The organism is Mesorhizobium sp. M0001 (assembly GCF_040324255.1).
Taxonomy (GTDB): Bacteria; Pseudomonadota; Alphaproteobacteria; order Rhizobiales; family Rhizobiaceae; genus Mesorhizobium.
Genome location: NZ_JAMYVS010000006.1, coordinates 237,645 through 259,028, shown reverse-complemented (window position 1 = coordinate 259,028; position 21,384 = coordinate 237,645). Strand labels below are relative to the sequence as shown.

24 protein-coding genes and 1 pseudogene are annotated in these 21,384 nt (G+C 63.0%); 11 read left to right on the top strand and 14 right to left on the bottom strand.

What is annotated here, in order from left to right; all coding sequences use genetic code 11:
* Window positions 1–114 precede the first annotated feature (114 nt).
* A complete protein-coding gene (gene mnmE / locus NKK50_RS19365; RefSeq protein ID WP_023672115.1) occupies window positions 115–1,437 on the bottom strand; it encodes a tRNA uridine-5-carboxymethylaminomethyl(34) synthesis GTPase MnmE in 1,323 nt (440 codons plus the stop codon).
* Window positions 1,438–1,488: 51 nt separating this feature from the next.
* Between mnmE and NKK50_RS31370 the strand changes: the two are divergent.
* Window positions 1,489–1,631: pseudogene (locus NKK50_RS31370) on the top strand (DUF255 domain-containing protein); the annotation flags it as partial.
* Window positions 1,632–1,908: 277 nt separating this feature from the next.
* On the opposite strand, the gene yddG reads toward NKK50_RS31370, so the two are convergent.
* The 4 genes from yddG to hemE all read right to left on the bottom strand — a co-directional run bounded on the left by yddG (window position 1,909) and on the right by hemE (window position 6,005).
* The gene (gene yddG / locus NKK50_RS19355; protein WP_023672114.1) at window positions 1,909–2,835 is read right to left on the bottom strand and encodes an aromatic amino acid exporter YddG; all 927 of its coding nucleotides are present in this window, start codon (window positions 2,833–2,835) and stop codon (window positions 1,909–1,911) included.
* Between the two features lie 167 nt (window positions 2,836–3,002).
* A complete protein-coding gene (rho, locus tag NKK50_RS19350; protein ID WP_023672113.1) occupies window positions 3,003–4,268 on the bottom strand; it encodes a transcription termination factor Rho in 1,266 nt (421 codons plus the stop codon).
* Between the two features lie 163 nt (window positions 4,269–4,431).
* Entirely contained in the window at window positions 4,432–4,974 is a 543-nt protein-coding gene (hemJ, locus tag NKK50_RS19345) for a protoporphyrinogen oxidase HemJ (protein WP_023685042.1), read from the bottom strand.
* Complete coding sequence (gene hemE, locus NKK50_RS19340; RefSeq protein ID WP_352543772.1) at window positions 4,974–6,005, bottom strand: uroporphyrinogen decarboxylase; 1,032 nt, start codon at window positions 6,003–6,005, stop codon at window positions 4,974–4,976. The genes hemJ and hemE overlap by 1 nt, the downstream gene beginning before the upstream one ends.
* 283 nt (window positions 6,006–6,288) lie before the next feature.
* Here hemE and NKK50_RS19335 point away from each other — a divergent pair, with 283 nt between their 5' ends.
* From NKK50_RS19335 to dnaQ, 5 genes are all read left to right on the top strand, one after another.
* Window positions 6,289–7,227: a pyruvate, water dikinase regulatory protein gene (locus tag NKK50_RS19335; RefSeq protein ID WP_488505159.1), complete on the top strand. Its 939-nt coding sequence runs from the start codon at window positions 6,289–6,291 to the stop codon at window positions 7,225–7,227.
* Between the two features lie 58 nt (window positions 7,228–7,285).
* The gene (locus NKK50_RS19330) at window positions 7,286–7,885 is read left to right on the top strand and encodes a Maf-like protein (RefSeq protein ID WP_023698100.1); all 600 of its coding nucleotides are present in this window, start codon (window positions 7,286–7,288) and stop codon (window positions 7,883–7,885) included.
* Window positions 7,878–8,705, top strand: coding sequence for a shikimate dehydrogenase (locus tag NKK50_RS19325; RefSeq protein ID WP_023698099.1), 828 nt, complete (start codon window positions 7,878–7,880; stop codon window positions 8,703–8,705). The genes NKK50_RS19330 and NKK50_RS19325 overlap by 8 nt, the downstream gene beginning before the upstream one ends.
* A gap of 27 nt (window positions 8,706–8,732) precedes the next feature.
* Complete coding sequence (gene coaE, locus NKK50_RS19320) at window positions 8,733–9,317, top strand: dephospho-CoA kinase (RefSeq protein WP_352543789.1); 585 nt, start codon at window positions 8,733–8,735, stop codon at window positions 9,315–9,317.
* Window positions 9,318–9,442: 125 nt separating this feature from the next.
* Window positions 9,443–10,147 carry a DNA polymerase III subunit epsilon gene (gene dnaQ, locus NKK50_RS19315; RefSeq protein WP_023732819.1) on the top strand — a complete coding sequence of 235 codons (705 nt, stop codon included), beginning with the start codon at window positions 9,443–9,445 and terminating at the stop codon, window positions 10,145–10,147.
* A gap of 259 nt (window positions 10,148–10,406) precedes the next feature.
* On the opposite strand, the gene secB is transcribed toward dnaQ, so the two are convergent.
* Together secB and NKK50_RS19305 are read right to left on the bottom strand one after the other, a co-directional pair.
* Window positions 10,407–10,907, bottom strand: a complete 501-nt coding sequence (gene secB / locus NKK50_RS19310; protein WP_023672105.1) for a protein-export chaperone SecB — start codon at window positions 10,905–10,907, stop codon at window positions 10,407–10,409.
* Between the two features lie 142 nt (window positions 10,908–11,049).
* A complete protein-coding gene (locus NKK50_RS19305) occupies window positions 11,050–11,550 on the bottom strand; it encodes an FxsA family protein (protein WP_352543771.1) in 501 nt (166 codons plus the stop codon).
* 196 nt (window positions 11,551–11,746) lie between these two features.
* Here NKK50_RS19305 and NKK50_RS19300 point away from each other — a divergent pair, with 196 nt between their 5' ends.
* From NKK50_RS19300 to NKK50_RS19285, 4 genes are all read left to right on the top strand, one after another.
* Entirely contained in the window at window positions 11,747–12,451 is a 705-nt protein-coding gene (locus tag NKK50_RS19300) for a Tim44/TimA family putative adaptor protein (protein WP_023672103.1), read from the top strand.
* A gap of 79 nt (window positions 12,452–12,530) precedes the next feature.
* A complete protein-coding gene (mltA, locus tag NKK50_RS19295; protein WP_352543788.1) occupies window positions 12,531–13,574 on the top strand; it encodes a murein transglycosylase A in 1,044 nt (347 codons plus the stop codon).
* Window positions 13,571–14,089: a Smr/MutS family protein gene (locus NKK50_RS19290; protein ID WP_023672101.1), complete on the top strand. Its 519-nt coding sequence runs from the start codon at window positions 13,571–13,573 to the stop codon at window positions 14,087–14,089. The genes mltA and NKK50_RS19290 overlap by 4 nt, the downstream gene beginning before the upstream one ends.
* Window positions 14,089–14,457: a helix-turn-helix domain-containing protein gene (locus NKK50_RS19285; protein ID WP_352543770.1), complete on the top strand. Its 369-nt coding sequence runs from the start codon at window positions 14,089–14,091 to the stop codon at window positions 14,455–14,457. Before NKK50_RS19290 ends, NKK50_RS19285 begins: the two co-directional genes overlap by 1 nt.
* A gap of 94 nt (window positions 14,458–14,551) precedes the next feature.
* Here the strand turns inward: NKK50_RS19285 and NKK50_RS19280 are convergent, their stop codons facing one another.
* From NKK50_RS19280 to NKK50_RS19265, 4 genes are all read right to left on the bottom strand, one after another.
* Window positions 14,552–14,758: a hypothetical protein gene (locus NKK50_RS19280; RefSeq protein WP_023672099.1), complete on the bottom strand. Its 207-nt coding sequence runs from the start codon at window positions 14,756–14,758 to the stop codon at window positions 14,552–14,554.
* Between the two features lie 336 nt (window positions 14,759–15,094).
* Window positions 15,095–15,712 (bottom strand): transglutaminase-like cysteine peptidase, encoded by a 618-nt coding sequence (locus tag NKK50_RS19275; protein WP_352543769.1) that lies wholly within the window; start codon window positions 15,710–15,712, stop codon window positions 15,095–15,097.
* Window positions 15,713–15,904: 192 nt separating this feature from the next.
* The gene (locus tag NKK50_RS19270; protein ID WP_352543768.1) at window positions 15,905–17,182 is read right to left on the bottom strand and encodes a polyhydroxyalkanoate depolymerase; all 1,278 of its coding nucleotides are present in this window, start codon (window positions 17,180–17,182) and stop codon (window positions 15,905–15,907) included.
* Between the two features lie 253 nt (window positions 17,183–17,435).
* Window positions 17,436–17,795 (bottom strand): septal ring lytic transglycosylase RlpA family protein, encoded by a 360-nt coding sequence (locus NKK50_RS19265; RefSeq protein ID WP_023710327.1) that lies wholly within the window; start codon window positions 17,793–17,795, stop codon window positions 17,436–17,438.
* Between the two features lie 310 nt (window positions 17,796–18,105).
* Between NKK50_RS19265 and NKK50_RS19260 the strand changes: the two genes are divergently transcribed.
* Window positions 18,106–18,291, top strand: a complete 186-nt coding sequence (locus NKK50_RS19260; RefSeq protein ID WP_352543767.1) for a hypothetical protein — start codon at window positions 18,106–18,108, stop codon at window positions 18,289–18,291.
* Window positions 18,292–18,611: 320 nt separating this feature from the next.
* Here the strand turns inward: NKK50_RS19260 and NKK50_RS19255 are convergent, their stop codons facing one another.
* From NKK50_RS19255 to ssuD, 3 genes are read right to left on the bottom strand one after another with little or no spacing between them, the layout of a single operon-like run.
* The gene (locus tag NKK50_RS19255) at window positions 18,612–19,415 is read right to left on the bottom strand and encodes an ATP-binding cassette domain-containing protein (RefSeq protein WP_023816131.1); all 804 of its coding nucleotides are present in this window, start codon (window positions 19,413–19,415) and stop codon (window positions 18,612–18,614) included.
* A gap of 7 nt (window positions 19,416–19,422) precedes the next feature.
* Complete coding sequence (locus tag NKK50_RS19250; RefSeq protein WP_352539077.1) at window positions 19,423–20,199, bottom strand: ABC transporter permease subunit; 777 nt, start codon at window positions 20,197–20,199, stop codon at window positions 19,423–19,425.
* Entirely contained in the window at window positions 20,196–21,365 is a 1,170-nt protein-coding gene (gene ssuD / locus NKK50_RS19245) for an FMNH2-dependent alkanesulfonate monooxygenase (RefSeq protein ID WP_352543766.1), read from the bottom strand. The genes NKK50_RS19250 and ssuD overlap by 4 nt, the downstream gene beginning before the upstream one ends.
* Window positions 21,366–21,384: the final 19 nt, after the last annotated feature.

Below are 21,384 nucleotides of genomic sequence, written 5' to 3'. Positions count from 1 at the left end.
CTTTCGGCCACTTGCCCTTTTGCCAACCGTCTCGTTTCACGTGAAACGCACTTGGGCGGCCCCTATGTTTCACGTGAGTCACTCATACCAGCGCCCCGTCATGTTTCACGTGAGTCACTTTCCAATGCAAAACTGCGAAAAGATCACGTCCAGCAGGTCCTCGACATCCACCGCGCCGACAATCCGGCCAAGTCGGTCCGCCGCAAGACGCAGCTCCTCCGCCCGTAGCTCCTGGCCGCACTCTTGCCCCGACAAAGCCGAGATCAGAAAGCGCCTGGTCTCATTGAGCAGCTCCACATGCCGCAACCGAGACGGCAGGATGTCACCGGCATCGCCGATAGCAGCCGCGGCGCGCCTGCCGATCTCAGCCAGCAGTTCAGCCAAACCAGTGCCGTCCACCGTCGATATCAACGCATCATACGCCTCTGATCGCGGCGAACCTTTCAAGAGATCGACCTTGGTGCCGATTCTCAAAGCCGGGGCGTCAACAGGCATGTTGCCGATCGCAGTAGGGTCCGCCAGATCTTCCAGCAACAGCACCAGGTCAGCCGTATGCGCCTTGGCCCGCGCCTTTTCGATACCGATCGCTTCGATCTTGCCGGGCGACTCGCGCAGGCCCGCGGTGTCGGTTACCCTGACCCGCACTCCGTGGAGATCCAGCACCACTTCGAGCAAGTCCCGCGTCGTGCCGGGCTCGTCGGTAACAATCGCCGCCTCACGCCTGGCCAGCGCGTTGAACAGGCTGGATTTGCCGGCGTTCGGTGCACCGAGGATGACAACCTCAAACCCGTCACGGATGATCTCGGCGGCATGGAAGCCATCGACATGCCGGCCGATCTCGCCCACCATTGCGCGCACATCGGACCAAACCGTGTCCGAAACCGAACCGGGCACGTCGTCTTCGTCGGCGAAGTCGATTTCCGCCTCGATCATCGCCCGTGCATGGATCAGCCGACGGCGCCAGCCAAGATAGAGTTCGCTTTGCACTCCTTCGGCATTCTGCACGGCAAAGCGCCGCTGCGCTTCGGTTTCGGCGTTGACCAGATCGGCCAACGCCTCCGTCTCGACCAGATCCAGCTTGCCGTTGAGAAGAGCCCGGCGCGTAAATTCACCAGGTTCCGCATGACGCACGCCGTCAAACCCGGCAATGATCTCCAGCATCTTGCTGGCGACGGCGCGGCCGCCATGGACGTGGAACTCGGCGACATCCTCGCCGGTAAAACTGTTCGGCCCCGGAAAAAACAGCACCAGGCCGTTGTCGATAAGCGACCCGTCCACTGTTCGGAGCTTGCGCAGGGTCGCAACCCGGTCCTTGATCATGCCGTCGGCAACCGTTTCGACAGCGAATCGAGTTCTTGGTCCGGAGATGCGGATGACAGCGATGCCGGCAGGCAGGCGGCCGCTGGACAGCGCAACAATCGAATCGCCTGAAATCATTTGCCCGTTCTCACCGGTCGCCTAGCTGTCCGGTCGACAATCCCACAGTATGCGGCCGTCATGAACCGGCTGTTCGTCAATATCAAGGTCGATCGCGAGGAGCGGCCGGGCATTACCAAATCTGTATAGCCGCCTTGTCATCCATGTGCGAGCAGGCGGGTCCTAATTCCGACGCCAAGCAGTTCTGGGCGGGCCAGCAAGCCCTACGCAGGCCGCATCGTTAACGCTTGTGCCTGGCCCCGAGCCGTGAAGCTGGATCCTTCGCCCCCGACAGGCAAGCTTCGTTCCGGCTGCGAATCAGAATCCCGACCCGCGTCACGCCGATATTGTCGCCCCGATCGGAACGCATGCGAATCGATCGAACATTGGCCAGTGGCATCCGGCCGCCAACCGGCAGACCGGAGCTATGCACCGGCTATCCTGCCCGTGGCGCCGGATCCGTAGGAACCGAGCCGCTGTTGCGACGGCAGGTCAACCGGTGTTTCCGTCCAACGCCGAAGGAAGCGGCGTCGCATCAATGGATGGCGACCGCGGCCCGAACAGCAAATCCTTGGCCGCGACCACCGCTCCGACCGTGATCAGGATGCAAGCAACAGCCACCGACCAGTGAAACACACCAAAGCCTGCCAGCAGAAGCACGATGACCGAGAAGAGGGGCGCGGCATAGGAGAGGGCGCCGAGGATCATGATGTCCCCGTGCTTGCAGCCATAGTCCCAGGCGTAAAAGCCGGCGCCTAGCGGTATTACGCCCAAGATGACGATGGCGCTCCACTCCGTCGCCGTCTGTGCCCAGACGGTGGTCTCAAGGGTGAGGTGCAGCACCAAGGCGACCGCAGCCGTGATGAAGCAGTAACCGACGACCACATCGGTCGGCACCTTGCCAAAGCGGCGCGATAAAACCGAATAGCCGGCCCAGATGAAAGCGCAGAACAGCGAGATGACATGCCCCTTCATCACACCATTGGCCAGTCCGATCGTGCCGCCCTTGGTGATCACCACAATGGCGCCGGCAAGGCCGAGCATGACGCCGGCAATGTGATGGGCCCTCAGCTTTTCTCCAGGCAGGAAGGCGGCAAAGACGACGATCAGCAACGGCCAGAGATAGGCGATCAGGCTGACCTCGACCGGCGGCGCCGACTGGATGGCGAAGAAATAGGCGCAGTGGTAGATGCACAGCCCCGCTGTGCCGAGCGCCCAGACCTGCCACGGCTGGCGCAGCGACTTGATCGCCGCCGGACGGACAAGCCAGCTCGACGCGCCGACCAACCCGCCAAGCAGAAACGTCATCGCCGCCAGCTGAAAGGGCGGAATCGGTCCCGCCGCCGTCGAAAGCAGCGCCAGGAAGGACCATGTCAGGATGGCCGAGAAGCCGATCAGGGTCGGGATTGTTTTCTCCATGCGGCTTCCGATCTTCGAGACGCGATTACTCGCATGACGACAGCTGTGGAAATTGCCGCCCAAGGCCACGCCCTGTCGGAAATGCGACCTGTTTGCCCCCGCAATGAAAAACCCCGTCCCAGTTCCCGGAACGGGGCTTCAATGCGAAACGATGGCCGACGAGAAGCTTACGTGTTCATCGAATCGAAGAAATCGGCGTTGGTCTTGGTCTGCTTCAGCTTGTCGATCAGGAACTCGATCGCATCCGTGGTTCCCATCGGCGCCAGGATGCGGCGCAGGACGAAGATCTTCTGCAGATCCTGCTTGGAGACCAGCAGGTCTTCCTTGCGGGTGCCGGACTTCAAAATGTCCATGGCCGGGTAGATGCGCTTGTCGGCGACCTTGCGGTCGAGCTGGATTTCGCAGTTGCCGGTGCCCTTGAACTCTTCGAAGATGACTTCGTCCATGCGGCTGCCGGTGTCGATCAGCGCGGTGGCGATGATGGTCAGCGAGCCGCCTTCCTCGATGTTGCGGGCCGCGCCGAAGAAGCGCTTCGGCCGCTGCAGCGCGTTGGCGTCGACACCGCCGGTCAGCACCTTGCCGGAGGACGGCACAACGGTGTTGTAGGCACGGCCGAGGCGGGTGATCGAATCGAGCAGAATAACGACGTCGCGGCCATGCTCGACCAGGCGCTTGGCCTTTTCGATGACCATTTCGGCGACCTGGACGTGGCGCACCGCCGGTTCGTCAAAGGTCGAGGACACGACCTCGCCCTTCACCGAACGCTGCATGTCGGTCACTTCTTCTGGCCGTTCGTCGATCAGAAGTACGATCAGATAGCATTCCGGATGATTGGCCGTGATCGAGTGGGCGATATTCTGCATCAGCACCGTTTTACCGGTACGCGGCTGCGCGTTGATGAGCGCGCGCTGTCCCTTGCCGATCGGCGCCACCAGGTCGATCACCCGCGACGAGATGTCCTTGCCGGTCGGATTGTCGATCTCCATCTTCAGCCGCTTGGTCGGATAGAGCGGCGTCAGATTGTCGAAATGGATCTTGTGACGGATCTTTTCGGGATCGTCGAAATTGATCGTGTTGACCTTGAGAAGGGCGAAATAGCGCTCGCCCTCTTTTGGGCTGCGGATCGGCCCTTCGACGGTATCGCCGGTCTTCAAGGAGAAGCGGCGGATCTGCGAGGGCGAGATGTAGATATCGTCGGGACCCGGGAGATAATTGGCGTTGGCTGAGCGCAGGAAGCCGAAACCGTCCTGCAACAACTCGACCACACCATCGCCGATGATCTCGACGTCCTGGGCGGCCAGTTTCTTCAGGATGGCAAACATCAGTTCCTGCTTGCGCATGACGCTGGCGTTTTCCACTTCGAGCGATTCGGCATAGGCGATCAGCTCTGGCGGCTTCTTGTTCTTGAACTCTGCGAGTTTCATTTCTTGCATAGACGGACTCTGAATCTGCTTTGGGGAAAATATATCGGCTGGATGCGATAAATGCCGGGCGCGGCCGAAAGCAATCAAGGGCGGCGCATGACGGGAAGGAAGACCCGTCTTTTATCGTCGGTCGGGGGAAAGAGCAAGCTGCGTTTTGTCGACCGAAATGGGCCTAGAACGGCTTGACGACAACCAGGATGACGATGGCGATCATCAGCAATGTGGGGATCTCGTTGACGATTCGCCAGTGCCGCGCCGGTTTTTCATTGCGGTCCTCGGCGAATTTCCTGACAGCACCGGCCAGATAGCCATGCACGCCCGACAGCAACAGCACCAAGCCTATCTTGGCGTGCAGCCAGCCGCCGTGAAAGCCAAACACTTTCCAGGCAAGCCAAAGCCCGAACACCCAGGTGACGATCATCGCCGGATTGATGATGCCGCGCAGCAGACGCCGCTCCATCACCTTGAAGGTCTCCGATTGGACGGACCCCTTCTCTGCGTCGGCGTGGTAGACCAGCAATCGCGGCAGATAGAGCATGCCGGCCATCCAGGAGATGACGGCCAGGATATGGATTGCCTTCGCCCAGGGATAGAAACCCTCAGGCGCAAAGAAAAACAAAAGTGCGGTGAGAACAACCAGCACTCCGATGCCGATGGTCATGCGCATCATCGCCCCACGAGTGCTGTTGCCGCGCGTATTATCCGATTGAGCCATCAGCGTGTCGCGCTCCGCACCTGCTTCACCATCGCCTCGACATGTGCCACCGGCGTCTCCGGCGTGATGCCATGGCCGAGATTGAAGATCAGCGGTCCGTCGCCCAGCGCCTTGAGGATCGCATCGACGCCGTCCGACAGGGCTTTGCCGCCGGCCACGAGCCGCAAGGGATCGAGGTTGCCCTGGACCGCACCCGAGCGCTGCAGTTCGTTCGCCGCCGCCAGGGGTACGGTCCAGTCGATCCCCAGCCCCGTGACACCGGTCTTCTCACGATAGGTCTCGTAGCGGGCGCCGGCGCCCTTGGGAAAGCCTATGATCGGAACATCGGGATAAACCGCACGAACCTGCCTGACGATCTCCGCCACCGGCTGCACGCAGAACTGATCGAAAGACGCATCATCAAGCACGCCGGACCACGAATCGAAAATCTGCACCACGTCGGCACCGGCTTCGATCTGGCGGATCAAATAGGCCGCGGAGTGGTCGGCGAGCACTTTCAGGAGATGCTTGAAGGCCGTCGGTTCGCGATAGGCAAACAGCCGCGCCGGCGCTTGGTCGGGTGTGCCGTGGCCAGCGATCATGTAGGTCGCCACCGTCCACGGCGCGCCGCAGAAGCCGATCAGCGTGGTCTCGTCAGGCAATCTTGCACGCAGCCGGCGAACCGTCTCGTAGACGGGTTCGAGATTCACGTGAAACGTTTCGCCGTTGAGAGCCGAAATCTGAGCTGCAGTGATTGGCGTCAGCAGCGGCCCGCGGCCCTCCTCGAAGCGGACATCGCGCCCAAGCGCATGCGGCACGACCAGAATGTCCGAGAACAGGATCGAGGCATCGAAGCCGAAGCGCTCGATCGGCTGCAGCGTCACCTCGACGGCCAGATCAGGATTGTAGCAAAGATCGAGAAAGGACCCGGCGCGCTTTCTGGTCTCGCGGTACTCCGGCAAATAGCGCCCGGCCTGGCGCATCATCCAGAGCGGCGGCGGAAACACTGCCTCGCCTCTCAGCACGTCCAGCACGATGCGGTTCTCGGGCATTGAGCGCTCTCTTCCCTGCCTTCTCTATAATTAAATAGTCTATTTCTAGAATTTTCTGATTCTAAGAGTCTGTTGGTATCGGTGGTTGTCACCTGTCCCGCTTTGCCCTGGAAAAGGCCAGCCAGCATTTTGTCGCGTGTTTCTTCCGCGGGATTGTCAAAGAGTGTGGATGACCAGGATTCCATCACTGGAGTCAATGGTTTGACGTAGCCGCTGAAAAACCGCCTCTGTGGATGAAGCGCTGGCAAAAACGCCCGTCCCCAGATTTGTCCCCAACCGCACAGTGAAGCTGACAGCGCATCGAATTGTGGACAACTGGCCTTCTGATACAGTCGCCTCCAGCCGGTCGCCTTTGCGGCCCCGGTTTATCCACACAAGCCCACAGCCTGAGGCGCCCCCTGTGAACAAACCCCAGAGCTTCTTTCACCTGCACCTGATTTCCGACGCCACCGGCGAGACGCTGCTGGCGGCCGGCCGAGCCGCCTCGGCGCAATACAAGGATGCGCGCGCCATCGAGCATATCTATCCGCTCATCCGCACCGAAAAGCAGGTGGCGAAAGTCTTCGAGGACATAGAAGAGGAACCGGGCATCATCCTCTACACCGTCGTCGACCAGAAGCTGGCGCGCGGTATTGACGAGCGCTGCGCCGCCATGGGGCTGCCCTGCGTTTCGGTGCTGGAGCCGGTCCTCACCGTGTTCCAGTCCTATCTCGGCACGCCGGCCGGCCGCCGCGTCGGCGCCCAGCATGTGCTCGATGCCGATTATTTCCACCGTATCGACGCACTCAATTTTACGATGGAGCATGATGACGGGCAGCTGCCGCTCAACATGGACGACGCCGATGTCGTGCTGATCGGCATTTCCAGGACATCGAAGACGCCGACCAGCATCTATCTCGCCAACCGCGGCATCAAGACCGCCAACATCCCGATCGTGCTCGGCGTGCCGGTGCCCGAAAGCCTGGCCGCTGCTACCAAGCCGCTGATCGTCGGGCTGATCGCCACCGCCGAACGCATCTCGCATGTCCGGCAGAACCGCGTGCTCGGCAACAGCAGCACCTACGAAGCGACCGATTATGTCGACCGTGCCTCGATCGCCGAAGAGCTCGCCTATGCCCGCCAGATCTGCACCCGCCACAATTGGCCGATGATAGACGTCAGCCGCCGCTCGATCGAAGAGACCGCGGCAGCCATTGTTGCCCTGCGGGGGAAGAATAGATGATGGGATGGCAACGCGACCTCCTGCCCCAATCAACCACTATCGACCAGGCCCAGAACCCATGACCGAAAAAATCATCCTCGCCTCCGGCAGCCCGTTCCGCAAAGCAATGCTCATCAATGCCGGGCTCGGCATCGAAGCGGTGCCTGCCGATGTCGACGAGCGTGCGCTCGAGGCGCCGTTGCAGGACAGCGGTGTGTCGCCGGAAGATGTCGCCCTGATACTCGCCGAAGCCAAGGCGACCGAGGTCAGCGAACGCAGATCGGGCGCCTTGGTGCTCGGCTGCGACCAGACTTTGTCACTGGGAGATGAAGTGTTCCACAAGCCGGCCGACATGGAAGGCGCCCGCCGCCATCTGTTGGCGCTGTCAGGCAAGACGCATCAGCTGAACAGCGCCGCCGTGCTCTGCCGCAACGGCAAGGTGCTGTGGCGCCATGTCGGCATCGCCAGCCTTACCATGCGCAAGCTCGATCCGGCCTTCGTCGGCCGGCACCTGGCCCGCGTCGGCGCCAAGGCGTTGTCGAGCGTCGGCGCCTACCAGATCGAGGGCGAAGGCATCCAGCTGTTCGAAAAGATCGAAGGCGATTATTTCACCATTGTCGGCCTGCCGCTGTTACCGGTGCTGGCGGAATTGCGTGCGCTCGGAGCCATCGATGGTTGAGAAAAAAGCTTTCGTCACCGGCCATCCGATCGCGCATTCGCGCTCGCCGAAGATCCACGGCTATTGGCTGAACACATACGGCATCGACGGCAGCTATTATGCGATCGATGTCGCGCCGGCCGATTTTCCCGAGTTCCTCTCGTCGCTCGAGGCCAATGGCTATCAGGGCGGCAACGTCACCATTCCACACAAGGAAGTCGCCTTCGCCCGGGTCGAGCGCCGCGACGAAGCGGCGGAGATGATCGGCGCGGTCAACATGCTGTGGCTGGACGACGGCGTGCTATGGGGCGGCAATTCGGACTGGATCGGCTTTGCCGGCAATCTCGACGAGCATGCCCCGGGCTGGGAGAGAAACGCTCCGGCCGTGGTGCTCGGCGCCGGCGGCGCGTCGCGCGCGGTCATCCACGCGCTTAAAGTGCGCGGCATCAACGATATCCGCATCGTAAACCGCACACTGGCGCGGGCGCAGGAACTCGCCGACCGCTTCGGGGCCGGCGTCTCGGCGCATGGCGCGGTCGGCGACTTGCTTGGCGATGCCGGCTTGCTGATCAACACGACGGCACTTGGCATGCATGGCGATGCGACGCTGGCCGCCGATCCGGCCGGCCTGCCAGCTCACGCCATTGTCGCAGACATCGTCTATGTGCCGCTGGAAACACCGCTGCTTGCCGCTGCCCGCGCGAGAAATTTGAAGACGGTCGACGGGCTCGGCATGCTGTTGCACCAGGCTGTGCCCGGTTTCGAACGCTGGTTCGGCAAGATGCCGCAGGTCACGCCTGAGTTGCGACAGATGATCGTCGCCGACATCCTCGCCAAATGATGGGTCGCAAATGATGGGCGCCAAATGATGACCGTGCTCGGCCTCACCGGATCGGTCGGCATGGGCAAGTCGACGACGGCGAAAATGTTCGTCGACGCCGGCGTGCCGGTGCATGACTCCGACGAGACCGTGCATCGCCTCTATGCCGGCAAGGCAGCACCTCTCGTCGAGGCGGCCTTTCCCGGCACCGTGATTGCCGGTTCGGTCGACCGCACCGAGTTGGCGCGCCGCGTGCTCGGCAGCGCTGCTGCGCTGAAGACATTGGAGGCGATCGTCCATCCGCTGGTGCGGGCCGATGCCGATGCCTTTCTGGCAAGGCACCGCGCCGCCGGCGCGCCGCTCGTCGTGCTCGACATTCCGCTGCTGTTCGAAACCGGCGGCCGCAACCGTGTCGACAAGGTCGTCGTCGTCACCGCGCCGGCCGATATCCAGCGCGCCCGCGTGCTGGCGCGTCCTGACATGAGTGAGGAAAAGCTGGCGGCAATCCTGGCCAAGCAGGTGCCCGACGCCGAAAAGCGCCGGCAGGCCGATTTCGTCATCGACACCGGTGAAGGCATGGACGCCGCCCGCACCGCGGTCGGCGCGATCATTGCCGAGCTCTCAGGACGCTGAGCTCGCCTGCTAACTCCTGGGGGATAAGTCGCGCCCATCAGGCCCCTGACGGCAGGCTGTCGGCATTACCCATTGCCATTTTGTTCCGCTCCATGATTCTACTCCTCCAGGAGTAGGTTGATTCTATGCGTGAGATCATTTTCGATACCGAAACCACCGGACTCGACATGCGCGACGACCGCATCATCGAGCTTGGCGGCGTCGAGCTGGTCAACCGCTTCCCGACCGGCCGCACCTTCCACAAATTCATCAATCCGCAGGGGCGCGCCGTCCATGTCGAGGCGCAAGCCGTGCACGGCATCAGCGCCGCCGACCTCGTCGGCAAGCCGACCTTTGCCGAAATCGCCGAGGAATGGCTCGCCTTCACCGACGGCGCCAAGCTCGTCGCCCACAACGCCAGTTTCGACATCGGCTTCCTCAACACGGAATTCGGGCGGCTCGGCCAGCCGGCCATAGACACCGGGCGCGTCGTCGACACGCTGGCGCTGGCGCGGCGCAAGCACCCTATGGGACCCAATTCGCTCGACGCGCTCTGCCGCCGCTACGGCATCGACAACGGCCACCGCACCAAGCACGGCGCGCTGCTCGATTCCGAGCTCCTGGCCGAAGTCTACATCGAACTCATCGGCGGAAAGCAGGCCGCACTTGTCCTCGACGCGGTCGTGGTGCAGCTCAACAGCAATGGCGACGTTGCCGACATCGACATCTCGATCGCCGTCAGGCCAATCGCCCTGCCGCCGCGCCTGACTGAAGGCGAGCGAGCGGCGCATGCGGGGCTGGTGGCGACGCTGGGCGAAAAGGCGCTGTGGCTGAAGGTGGCGGCGGGGTGAACGGATCGCGGAGGTAGCGTTCCGTCACTCCCCTCTCTGGCCTGCCGGCCATCTCCCCCTCAAGGGGGGAGATCAGCAGCTTCGCCGCTCCAGCCCATTCCTGCAACGTCTAAATTTGGCGAAGGTCGCGATGACGGCCAATCTCCCCCTTAGGGGGAGATGCCTGGCAAGGCAGAGGGCGTGCTGTCCCGCCAGCATCTCAGTATATAAAAGCCCGGCACGAAGCCGGGCTTTCAACTCATGCGCGTGACGCTTGCCTTCAGCTCACCTTGACCTTCGATGCCGCCTGGTCCTCGGCCAGCTTCTGCTGGAACATCTGGGCAAAATCGATCGGGTCGAGCATCAACGGCGGGAAGCCGCCATTGCGGGTGGCTTCGGCGATGATCTGGCGGGCGAACGGGAACAAAAGCCGCGGGCATTCGATGAACAGGATCGGCAGCATGTGCTCCTGCGGGAAGCCGGCGATGGCGAAGACGCCGCCATAGACCAGTTCGACATTGAACAGCACTTCCTGGTCGAAGGACGCCTTGGCGTTCAAGGTCAGATTGACGTCGAACTGCTTGTCGGAGAGCGGGTTGGCATTGACATTGACATTGATCGCAATGCCTGGGGCCTTGTCGCGGCCGCGCAGCGAGTTCGGCGCGCCGGGGCTTTCGAAGGACAGGTCCTTCACATACTGGGCAAGCACGTTGAGCGACGGCTGCGCCGTTTCGCCGTTGCCGTTGGCGGCGCCGACCGGCGCGTCATCTTTGCTGGCCATGAGCCTTGTTCCTTTTGCCTGGACAGCAGCGCTGACCGAATTGAAATCGGGCGTTGGCTAGCATGGTCGGCATGACAAGACAAGGTTTGCCGCCTTCAGGCCGAAGGGGTCGATGTAGCCTCAGTCGTCCTCAAGGCGACGGTCAGTCGTCCTTCAGGCGGCGCCACGGCGAGTTATGGTCGGGACCGCGCTTGAAATCGTCCTCGCGCGAATAGTCGCCGTCGTCGAGGTCGATGACCTTGTCGCGCGACCTGCCGCGAAAACCGCCGGCGGTGAAATCGGTCGCGACGACGATGCGGCCCTTGAGCTTGCGCCAGGCAAGGTCGCGCACCGGCGGCAGGAACAGCAGCAGGCCGATAATATCGGTAATGAAGCCAGGGATGATCAACAGGATCGCGGCGACCACGATCATGGCGCCATGCGCGAGCTGGCGGCTGGGGTCGCCGCCGCCGGCCATCTCGGCGCGGACCCGCGCCATGACGCCAAAACCCTGGTGCCGGAGCAGAAGCACGCCGGCAATGCTTGAAGCCAGCACCAGGCCGACCGTGGCGAGCGCCCCGACCTCGCGGCCGACAATGACGAAACCGGCGATTTCCAGCAGCGGCAGCGCAAGCAGGAACAGAGGAAGGAAGGAAATGCGCAAGTCTTGACCGATCGTTTCCATGTTTGCCGGGCGGCGCATAATCGCCGCTGGCACTGAGGCCGTTAGATAGGTATGCCTGCCTTTGATTTGAATGATTGCGCCATGCGTTCTATATGCTTTGCATGTTTAACGCCATGCGACCGCCGCCCGATTGGCTGGCGGTCCCGGCCAGGTCAGGGATTGATTGGCGAAAGATATGGGATTCTTCGACTTCGGCACCATTTTCTTTCTGATTGCGGCGGTGGTGATCTTTTTCCAGCTGCGCAACGTGCTTGGCCGCCGCACGGGCAGCGAGCGCCCGCCCTTCGATCCGTACACGGCCAGCCGCACCGAGAAGGACGCGACCCAGAAGCCCGAAAATGTGGTTTCGCTGCCACGCAAGCGCATGCCGGGCGAGACGGCTGCCGAGACCTACGCGGCCATCGATGCCTTCGCCAAGCCCGACACCGACCTCAACAAGGGCCTGCGCGCGATCAAGGATAATGATCCCTCCTTCGACCCCAAAGTCTTCGTCGACGGCGCCAAGATGGCCTACGAGATGATTGTCATGGCCTATGCCGATGGCGACCGAAAAACGCTGAAGAACCTGTTGTCGCGCGAGGTTTTTGACGGCTTCGTTGCCGCGATTGGCGACCGCGAGGCGAAAGCCGAAAAGATCCAGTCCTCCTTCGTCGGCATCGACAAGGCCGACATCGTCTCGGCCGAGATGAAGGGCGGCGAGGCCCACATCACGCTGCGCATCGTGAGCGAACTGATTTCGGCGACCCGCGACAAGGCGGGTGCCGTCATCGATGGCGATCCCGAGACGGTGGCCGAGGTCAAGGATGTCTGGACCTTCGCCCGCGACACACGCTCGCGCGATCCGAACTGGAAGCTGGTCGCCACCGAGGAAGAAGACTGAGCCTATGCATGTCGCCCGGTGCGGGCAGCTTTTTTGGGATAGCGACATGCAGGCAAACATCGGCAGTGGCGAGGCTGAGGTGTCGCTCTCGCCGCTTTTCGTGGAAAAGTCCTTCGATGATCTTCCCGGTTGGAATTCCGATGACCATCTGCCCGCTTTCGAAGCCTTCCGCCGTTCGGCCTTTCATGTCCTGAACAAGCCCTACCGCACCGGTTCGTTGGGCGTCCGGTTCAACGCGTTTGCCGGCGCCTATGACGAGGCGCGCACCGTTTCGCCGGCGAATCGGTCGGCGGCCAAGGCTTTTTTCGAGCGCCATTTCGCCCCGGTCCAGATTCGATCCGAAAACCTCGGCCTGGTCACCGGCTTCTACGAGCCCGAGGCCGAGGCCTCACCAGTGCGCACGGATGAATTCACGGTGCCGCTGCTGGCGCGGCCTTCCGATCTCGTCGACATCGATGATGGCCTGGTGGAGTATTTCGACCGCAGTGAGATCGAGAGAGGCGCGCTGGCCGGCCAAGGCCTGGAAATCGCCTGGCTTGCCGACAAGGTCGACGTCTTCTTCATCCATGTGCAAGGTGCGGCCAGGCTGAAGATGACCGACGGCCGGCTTTGCCGCGTCACCTACGCCGCCAAATCCGGCCAACGTTTCAGCGGTCCGGGGAAGATTCTCGCCGAACTCGGCGAAATCCGACTGGAAAAAGTGACGATGCAGTCTATCCGCGCCTGGTTCAGGGCGCATCCGGATCGCGTCGACGAGATCCTCTGGCAGAACCGCTCCTACATCTTCTTTCGCGAAGCCGATGTCGACGATGCCGCACTCGGTCCTATCGCCGCCGCCAAGGTGCCGTTGACGCCCGGCCGCTCGCTCGCCGTCGACCGGCTGCTGCATACGTTCGGCACGCCCTTCTACATCGACGCTCCGTCGCTGACCGCCTTCGATGGAAAACCGTTCCGGCGGCTGATGATTGCGCAGGACACCGGCTCGGCCATCACCGGACCGGCGCGGGGCGATCTGTTCGCCGGCTCCGGCGATGCGGCCGGCGAGATCGCCGGCGTCGTTCGCAATGCGGCCGATTTCTATGCCTTGGTTCCACGCGCTCTCGTTTCGGAATCGAATCGATGAGCAAGCGCCCCGATAAACTCAACGAAGACGATCGGGTGCTGTGGAACCTGGTGGCGCGCACCGCCCGACCGCTGAAGGGCCGGACCGCGGTCGAGATTCCCGACATCGTCGTCGACCCTAAGCCGGCACAGACGCCAGTCGCTGTCGGTCCGGTCCTCGCCGCCAAGCCGAAGGCGCAGCATGTATCGCACGCGCTGGACGAGCCGACATTGGACAAGCTGAAGAAGGGCCGGCTGCCGATCGAAGGCCGCGTCGATCTGCATGGCATGACCCAGGACGAGGCCTATTCGCTGCTGTTTTCGTTCCTGCACCGGGCCCATGCCGGCGGCATCCGCTATGTCCTCGTCATTACGGGAAAAGGGTCGTCGTCGGGCGGCGACGGAGTCTTGCGGCGCGCCGTGCCTGCCTGGCTGTCGACGCCTGCCTTCCGGCCGCTGGTCTCCAGCCACGATCACGCCGCCCGCAACCACGGCGGTTCGGGCGCGCTCTACGTTCGACTCAGGCGAACCCGCTGATGACGCCGTTCGGCGAAAAACTGCGGGCGCTTCGAGCCGAGCGCGGCTTGCGCCAGAAGGACATGGCGCAGGCGATCGGAGTCAGCGCCGCCTATTTGTCGGCGCTGGAACATGGCCGCCGCGGCGCGCCGACCTGGACGCTGATCCAGAAGATCATCGGCTATTTCAACGTCATCTGGGACGATGCCGAAGAGCTGGCGCGTCTGGCCGAGGCCTCACATCCGCGGGTGAGACTCGATACGTCCGGCCTCAGTCCTGCCGCCACCGAGTTGGCCAATCTCCTGGCCGAGAACATCGAGAAGCTGAGCGAAGCCGAGCTTGCCCGCATCACCGCCTCGATCTGGGCCGCACTGGAGCGGCGTAAGTAGGGCGGCGCCAAGGCCACGAATGCTCATCAATAGCGCCGGCATTTCATCCTGAAGGCGATGCCCGCCGGCCGTCGCCAGCGGGCATATAGCGAGATTACTTCGCGCCGGCCTGGCCGCCACGGCCGCCAGTGCTGTCATGATCGCCGCCGCGGCCGCCACCCAGGCAGTCCGAGGTGAGATCGCAACAGCGATTGCCCCACTGGTTGTTCTTGGCGCAGCCGGTCTGGTCGGCCATAGCGGATCCGGCCAGGGACGATACCGCGATGGCGGCGAGGAAAGCATTACGCAGGAAAGCAGTCATTTGAAGTCTCCATGGTTGGGTTTCTGTTTACGGCTGTGTGTCGCCGCTGGAGACGGTTTGGTTCACGCAGGTAGCGAAATTTTTTGAGGAGGCGTTTCGAGAGATAAGATTTCGAGGTCAGCGCTGCCCTCATCCGCCGCGCTGCGCCTATTTTGCAACGTTGACGATTGGCGAAATCACCGATGGCAGCATCTTTCTCCCCGTCACTATACGGGGAGAAATGCCCGGCAGGGCAATGAGGGGCAGCGCCGACTTGCGGTTATCTCGTGAAAGTTATTAGCCGCGGGCTTCCGACGAAGCTGTTCGCAGCGACGCGCTCACATGCATCGTCCTTATTTACTGAACCGCGCCGACCAGCACCTGCTGGCCGCCGCGGATCGAGACCCAGCGGCCGGTGTTGTCGATGGCCTGCCGCTTGAGGAAGCGATAGCCGGTGGCGTCCCAGATCTTCACCTTGTCGGTCAGATTGTCGAGGACGTAGTCGCCCTTGTCGGTGCGCACCGTCAGCACGGCATGGCCTTCGCCGTCCGGCTTGCGCACGACGGTGATCAAGAGATCGGCCAGCGACACGCCAGAGCGCGAGAGCTGGCGGCGCTTTTCCAGCACATAGTCTTCGCAATCGCCGACGCCCTTGTCGGGATAGGCCCAGACCTCGTCCTTGCCATAGATGTCGTAGTCGCTCATCGGCTTGACGGCGGCGTTGACCCTTGACGTCACGTTGATCAGCTTGCGCATGAAGGCGTCGGTCATCGCGGCGGGGTTGAGGTTGCTCGGCCGGATCGAGCATTCGCCGGGCTGGGTTTTACAGAAATCATAGTGGCCGATCGGCTGCGAGGTCATGCCGCCCGTCGCCATGGCGCCGCCTGCAAATGCCGGCACTGCCCAGCACACAGAGATCGCCAGCCCTGCTGCCGCCCACAAGCGCAGCGTCCGTGCCATCGGTGAGGAAGTCATTGTCCCCGTTCGCCCTTGTTCTTAACGAAAGGTTAAAGGGGATTTACACTCCGTGTCAATTATAAGGGGAGCCAGATTCTTCGGCATGGTTACCCGCGCCCGCCCAACAGCGTCTATTGTGCAACAGAACGCCTGTGGCGCGCAAAATCGCCCCGCTTTTGCGGGCAATGCACGCTGCAGCCGGATCGAGCCTCAGCTTTTGGCGGAGCGGACCAGCCTTGGTTTCACCGCAACCCGGTTCTGGCGGCCGTAGCTGGTGATGAAATCGACGATGCGCGGCACGATTTCCGAGCGGAATCGCGACCCGTTGAAGACGCCGTAATGGCCGACGGCCGGCTGCATGTAATGCGCATGCCGGTCAGCCGGGATGTTGGGGCAGAGATCGTGGGCGGCCTGGGTCTGGCCGAGACCGGAAATGTCGTCGTTCTCGCCTTCGACCGTGAACAGCGCGACATTGCGGATCGCCTTGGTGTCGACCACCTCGCCGCGATGCGTCATCTCGCCCTTGGGCAGCGCATGGCGCACGAACACCGTGTCGACGGTCTGCAGATAGAATTCCGCCGTCAGGTCCATCACCGCCAGATATTCGTCGTAGAAATCGCGGTGCTTCTCGGCATTGTCGCCGTCATGCTTGACCAGATGCATGAAGAAGTCCTTGTGGGCGGTGATGTGGCGGTCGAGGTTCATGCTCATGAAGCCCGACAGCTGCAGGAACCCCGGATAGACCTCGCGGCCGAAGCCCGGCACCGGCCATGGCGCATGCATGATGACGTTGTCGCGGAACCAGTCGATGCCCTTTTCCTTGGCCAGAAGATTGACCGCGGTCGGGTTGCGGCGTGTGTCGATCGGCCCGCCCATCAGGGTCATGGTCGAGGGCACGAAGGGATCGCCGCGCTTTTCCATCAGCGCCACCGCTGCCAGCACCGGCACCGAAGGCTGGCACACCGCCATCACATGGGTGTCCGGCCCCAGCGCATGCAGCATGTCGATGATGTAGTCGATATAGTCGTCGAGGTCGAAATGGCCGTCAGTCACCGGTACCATGCGGGCATCGACCCAGTCGGTGATGTGCACGTCGACATAGGGCAGCATCGCCTCGACCGTGCCGCGCAGCAGCGTCGCATAATGGCCCGACATCGGCGCCACGATGAGAAGCTTGGGGTCGGCCTTTCGCCCGGCGGGCACCGACCGCTCGAAGCGGGTAAGATTGCAGAACGGCTTCGACCACACCGTCTTTTCGCTGACCTCGACGCTCTTCCAGTCGACCACGGTCTTGCTCAGGCCGAAATGCGGCTTGCTGTAGCGGCGCGTCGTGCGCTCGAACAGTTCGGCGGTGGCGGCGACCGAGCGGCCCCACGGCGTATGCGAAAACGGATTGAGCGGGTTGGTGTAGAACAGCCGCACTGCATCGGCATAAAGCCGCGCGGGCTGCAAGGCGGCATGGTTCATTTCATAGAGCTGATAGAACATCAGGTACTCCGCAGCTGCCGTGACCGAAGGGACGACGGACAGCGCCGAGCCTTGAATGTCTCGCGCGGAGGTTAACAAGATATTGCTGCGATGCAATACGTCACGTGGCGTGACATAATGCCAATCTTTCGTCCAAGGCCTTGAGAAACCGCGTTGGGCGGGTGCAGCCGGCTCAATGTGCACTGCAAAATGCAAGGCTGTTGGACGACGGGGCAGGATGTGTCCGGCCCGATCGGGCCGGACTTGGACAGATCTAGACGCGCGCCATGCACACCGAGGTATGGCCCGAGCCGATGAAGCCGAGCTGGCCGGCGGCGCCCTTGGACAGGTCGAGCACGCGCCCTTTGATGAACGGTCCACGGTCGTTGATGCGCACGATGACGCTGCGGCCATTATTCTGGTTGGTCACTTTCAACTTGGTGCCGAAAGGCAGGCTGCGGTGCGCGGCGGTCAGCGCCGACGGGTTCATGCGTTCGCCATTGGCGGTCCTGGAATGCAGTGCGTACCAGGAGGCGCGGCCGCACTGGCCGGCGGCGGAGGAGGCGGATGCACCGACCATCAGGCCAGCCGCGACCGTTACCGCGACAAGCGCGGTCTGGTTTGTTTTCTTCATGTTGGGGGGATTGGCTCCGTTTTCGACAGACCCCAGCCGTTAAGTGTCGAATAAGGCGGGAAATGCGGCAAGCATCGGGCAGTTCCGTGGCACTGGCACACGTTTGGAGTCGCTGGGAAACAGTTTGTCAGGCATCTTTCGTGTGGCGCGGCCGTATCGCCAGCGATATTGCGAGCTGTTTCACAGATTCCGTGAGCAAGGCAGGACGTTATAGTACAAGTAGAAGAGAGCGCGATTGGGCGCCGTCCTTTCGCTCTGTCATCACGGTCATGGCGCAGTTGACGATCGACTTCGGAAAGGAATCTTGGCGATGAGACTGTTCAGATATCTGCTGGCGCTGATCGTGCTCGCCATTGGCGCGCTGTGGTCGCTGCAAGGCATTGGCGTGGTCGGCGGCAGCTTCATGACCGGCCAGCCGCAATGGCTCTATACCGGCATCGTGACCATGCTGGTCGGTTTCGCCGGGCTGGTATGGGCGAGCCGTTCGCCGGGGTGAGTTGCGACGAAAGTCGACCGCCACAGATCGACCCCCACTCCGTCGAGCTTCGCTCGACACCTCTCCCCCGATCGACGGGGGAGAGGAAAGGCGCGAGCCTTGCAGGGGCGCGAACTTATGCGGCCTGGCTCCCTTCCTCTCCCTCCGAAGGGGGGAGAGGTGGCGCCGCGAAGCGGTGACGGAGTGGGGGAAGGCGCTGGTCAAACCCGCAGTCGCAAACAGGGCCAACCCGGCGAGCAAGAAAACAGCCACCCCATATTGCCGGTCCATTCTGTTACCTATCTATCCGGTTCGGATAGAATGCCCTGCCCGCGACAGCACTACCCGAACAGCTGATCCAGAATCCTGCCCTCCAGCCTGGCAAGCTCGACCGAACCGCGCCGGCGCGGCCGCGCCACCGACACGTCGAGATCGAGCGCGATGCGGCCGTCCTCGATCACCGCCACCCGGTCGGCGAGCGCAACCGCCTCGGCGACGTCATGCGTGACCAGCACCGCGGTGAATTTTTGCTCCAGCCAGATGCGTTCCAGAAGCTGCTGCATTTCGATGCGGGTCAGCGCATCGAGCGCGCCGAGCGGCTCGTCGAGCGCCAGGATCCGAGGCTGGCCGATCAGGGCGCGCGCCAGCGCCACGCGCTGCTTCTGGCCGCCCGACAGCACCGAGGGCCATTCGTCGGCGCGGTCGGCGAGGCCGACTTCACCCAGGATGGCGAGCGCGCGCCGCCTGGCTTCCGCACCGGTGGCAAGCCCGGTCAGCCCGACCTCGACGTTTTTCACCACGCTGGCCCAGGGCAACAGCCGCGGCTCCTGGAACATGAAGCGGCTCTCTTCCCCGGCGCCGGCCTTCGCCTCCGGCCCGAATGTAAGGGATCCAGCGGTTGGCCGATCGAGCCCGGCCAGCAGCCGCAACAGCGTACTCTTGCCGCAGCCGCTCTTGCCGATGACGGCCACAAACTGTCCGACGGGCACATCGAGATCGATGCCGTCGAGCACGACCTTGTCGCCAAAGCGCTTTTCCACGCCCTTGAAGGCAAAGGCGCGCTGCCTTTCGACGGCCTCCTCCGGCCGTGACGGTTCCGGCGCGGCGACGAAGGAACGGATGGCGGTCAGGCTGGCGGTTGGCATCGAACCCTCAGGCGTTCTGGAAGGCGGGATGCCAGCCGAGCGACAGCCGCTCGAGCAGGCGGGCGAAGCTGTCGGCAAGCTTGCCGAGCAGCGCATAGATCAGGATCGACAGCACGACCACATCGATCAGCAGGAATTCGCGTGCCTGCATGGCCATGTAGCCGAGGCCGGAACTGGCCGAGATGGTTTCGGCAACGATCAGCGTCAGCCACATGATGCCCAGCGCATAGCGCAGGCCGACGAAGATCGCCGGCAGCGCGCCGGGCAGGATCACCTGAAAAAACAACGCGCGGCGGTCCATGCCGTAGACCCGGCCCATCTCGACCAGATGCGGGTCGACGCTCTGGATGCCGAGCAGCGTGTTGACGTAGATCGGGAAGAACACGCCGAGCGCCACCAGGAACAGTTTTGCTTCCTCGTCGATGCCGAACCACAGGATGACCAGCGGGATCAGCGCCAGATGCGGGATGTTGCGGATCATCTGTAGCGTCGTGTCGGTCAGGCCGCGGCTGAGCGCCGACAGCCCGTTGGCAAGGCCGAGTGCAAAGCCGATCGAGCCGCCGATGGCAAAGCCGGCCAGCGCGCGCAGCGTGCTGACGCCGATGTTCTGTATCAGCTCGCCCGACAGCGTCAGCCGCCAGAAGGCCTCGGCCACCGCGCTCGGCGCCGGCAGCACATTGGGCGGCATCACGCCGGCGCGGCTGGCGGCTTCCCAGCCAATTATGACCAACGCCGGCAGCAGCCAGCCGATGCCGTTCTGTTTGACCCGTTGAGCCAGGCTCATGACGACGCCTGAAGGCGGTTGGCGCCGTGGAACCCGACGGCGAATTCATTGGCGATGTGCTCATGCGCCCGTGCCCGCCTGGTGCCCAGGCCGAGACGCGGGAACAGAAGCTCGGCGACGCGGTAGGCTTCCTCGAGATGCGGGTAGCCGGAGCCGATGATGGTGTCGATGCCGATCGCCTGATACTCGCGGATGCGCTCGACGATCTGCTCGGGCGAGCCGACCAAAGCTGTGCCGGCGCCGCCGCGCACCAGGCCGACGCCGGCCCACAGATTGGGCGAAACCACCAGCCTGTCGCGGCGGCCGCCATGCAGTTCGGCCATGCGCCGCTGTCCCACAGAGTCCATCTCCCTGGTGAAGCGGGCCTGGGCATTTTCGATCTGGGCATCGGTGACGTGGCTGATCAGCCGGTCGGCGGCGCGCCAGGCCTCTTCCTCGGTCTCGCGCACGATGAAATGCAGCCTGATGCCGAAACGCAGTTTGCGGCCGCGCCGTTCGGCTTTCTTGCGCGCAGCACTGAGCTTCTCGGCCACCTGTGCCGGCGGTTCGCCCCAGGTCAGGTACATGTCTACCAGATCGGCGGCGAGCTCCTGGCCCGCATCCGACGAGCCGCCGAAATAGAGCGGCGGCCGCTCCTGGCTCGGCAACAGGTCGAGGCGGCCATTGTCGACGCGGTAATATTTGCCGTTGAAATTGACGCTTTGGCCCGACACCAGCGCGCGCCAGATGGTTAGGAACTCCTGCGCCTGGGCATAGCGCTCGTCATGCGGCAGGAAGACACCGTCGCCGGCAAGCTCGGTCGGGTTGCCGCCGACCACGACGTTGAGCAGCAGGCGGCCATTGCTCAGCCGGTCGAGCGCCGCGGTCTGGCGCGCCGCGAAGGTCGGCAGCGTCACGCCGGGCCGCAGCGCCACCAGGAATTTGAGCTTTTCGGTCAGCGCCGCTAGTCCGGAAGCGGTGATCCAGGAATCCTCGCAATTCTGCCCGGTCGGCAAAAGCACGCCGGGAAAGCCGAGCCGGTCGACGGCCTGTGCGATCTCCTTGAAGTAAGCGAACTCCGGCGGCCGCTGCTGCTGTTCGGAGCCGAGATAGGAGCCGTCGCCATGCGTCGGGATGAACCAGAAGAAATCGAGCGGGCCGGCTTGCGGGCTTGATGAAGCGGTCATGGCGAAATCCCTGAGGCTT

What these genes read in the sequence shown, in the direction of transcription:
- mnmE (WP_023672115.1), bottom strand. Translation starts at nt 1,437, where the DNA reads ATGATTTCAGGCGATTCGATTGTTGCGCTGTCCAGCGGCCGCCTGCCT.
- yddG (WP_023672114.1), bottom strand. Translation starts at nt 2,835, where the DNA reads ATGGAGAAAACAATCCCGACCCTGATCGGCTTCTCGGCCATCCTGACA.
- rho (WP_023672113.1), bottom strand. Translation starts at nt 4,268, where the DNA reads ATGCAAGAAATGAAACTCGCAGAGTTCAAGAACAAGAAGCCGCCAGAG.
- hemJ (WP_023685042.1), bottom strand. Translation starts at nt 4,974, where the DNA reads ATGGCTCAATCGGATAATACGCGCGGCAACAGCACTCGTGGGGCGATG.
- hemE (WP_352543772.1), bottom strand. Translation starts at nt 6,005, where the DNA reads ATGCCCGAGAACCGCATCGTGCTGGACGTGCTGAGAGGCGAGGCAGTG.
- NKK50_RS19330 (WP_023698100.1), top strand. Translation starts at nt 7,286, where the DNA reads ATGACCGAAAAAATCATCCTCGCCTCCGGCAGCCCGTTCCGCAAAGCA.
- NKK50_RS19325 (WP_023698099.1), top strand. Translation starts at nt 7,878, where the DNA reads ATGGTTGAGAAAAAAGCTTTCGTCACCGGCCATCCGATCGCGCATTCG.
- coaE (WP_352543789.1), top strand. Translation starts at nt 8,733, where the DNA reads ATGACCGTGCTCGGCCTCACCGGATCGGTCGGCATGGGCAAGTCGACG.
- dnaQ (WP_023732819.1), top strand. Translation starts at nt 9,443, where the DNA reads ATGCGTGAGATCATTTTCGATACCGAAACCACCGGACTCGACATGCGC.
- secB (WP_023672105.1), bottom strand. Translation starts at nt 10,907, where the DNA reads ATGGCCAGCAAAGATGACGCGCCGGTCGGCGCCGCCAACGGCAACGGC.
- NKK50_RS19300 (WP_023672103.1), top strand. Translation starts at nt 11,747, where the DNA reads ATGGGATTCTTCGACTTCGGCACCATTTTCTTTCTGATTGCGGCGGTG.
- NKK50_RS19290 (WP_023672101.1), top strand. Translation starts at nt 13,571, where the DNA reads ATGAGCAAGCGCCCCGATAAACTCAACGAAGACGATCGGGTGCTGTGG.
- NKK50_RS19285 (WP_352543770.1), top strand. Translation starts at nt 14,089, where the DNA reads ATGACGCCGTTCGGCGAAAAACTGCGGGCGCTTCGAGCCGAGCGCGGC.
- NKK50_RS19280 (WP_023672099.1), bottom strand. Translation starts at nt 14,758, where the DNA reads ATGACTGCTTTCCTGCGTAATGCTTTCCTCGCCGCCATCGCGGTATCG.
- NKK50_RS19275 (WP_352543769.1), bottom strand. Translation starts at nt 15,712, where the DNA reads ATGACTTCCTCACCGATGGCACGGACGCTGCGCTTGTGGGCGGCAGCA.
- NKK50_RS19270 (WP_352543768.1), bottom strand. Translation starts at nt 17,182, where the DNA reads ATGTTCTATCAGCTCTATGAAATGAACCATGCCGCCTTGCAGCCCGCG.
- NKK50_RS19265 (WP_023710327.1), bottom strand. Translation starts at nt 17,795, where the DNA reads ATGAAGAAAACAAACCAGACCGCGCTTGTCGCGGTAACGGTCGCGGCT.
- NKK50_RS19260 (WP_352543767.1), top strand. Translation starts at nt 18,106, where the DNA reads ATGAGACTGTTCAGATATCTGCTGGCGCTGATCGTGCTCGCCATTGGC.
- NKK50_RS19255 (WP_023816131.1), bottom strand. Translation starts at nt 19,415, where the DNA reads ATGCCAACCGCCAGCCTGACCGCCATCCGTTCCTTCGTCGCCGCGCCG.
- NKK50_RS19250 (WP_352539077.1), bottom strand. Translation starts at nt 20,199, where the DNA reads ATGAGCCTGGCTCAACGGGTCAAACAGAACGGCATCGGCTGGCTGCTG.
- ssuD (WP_352543766.1), bottom strand. Translation starts at nt 21,365, where the DNA reads ATGACCGCTTCATCAAGCCCGCAAGCCGGCCCGCTCGATTTCTTCTGG.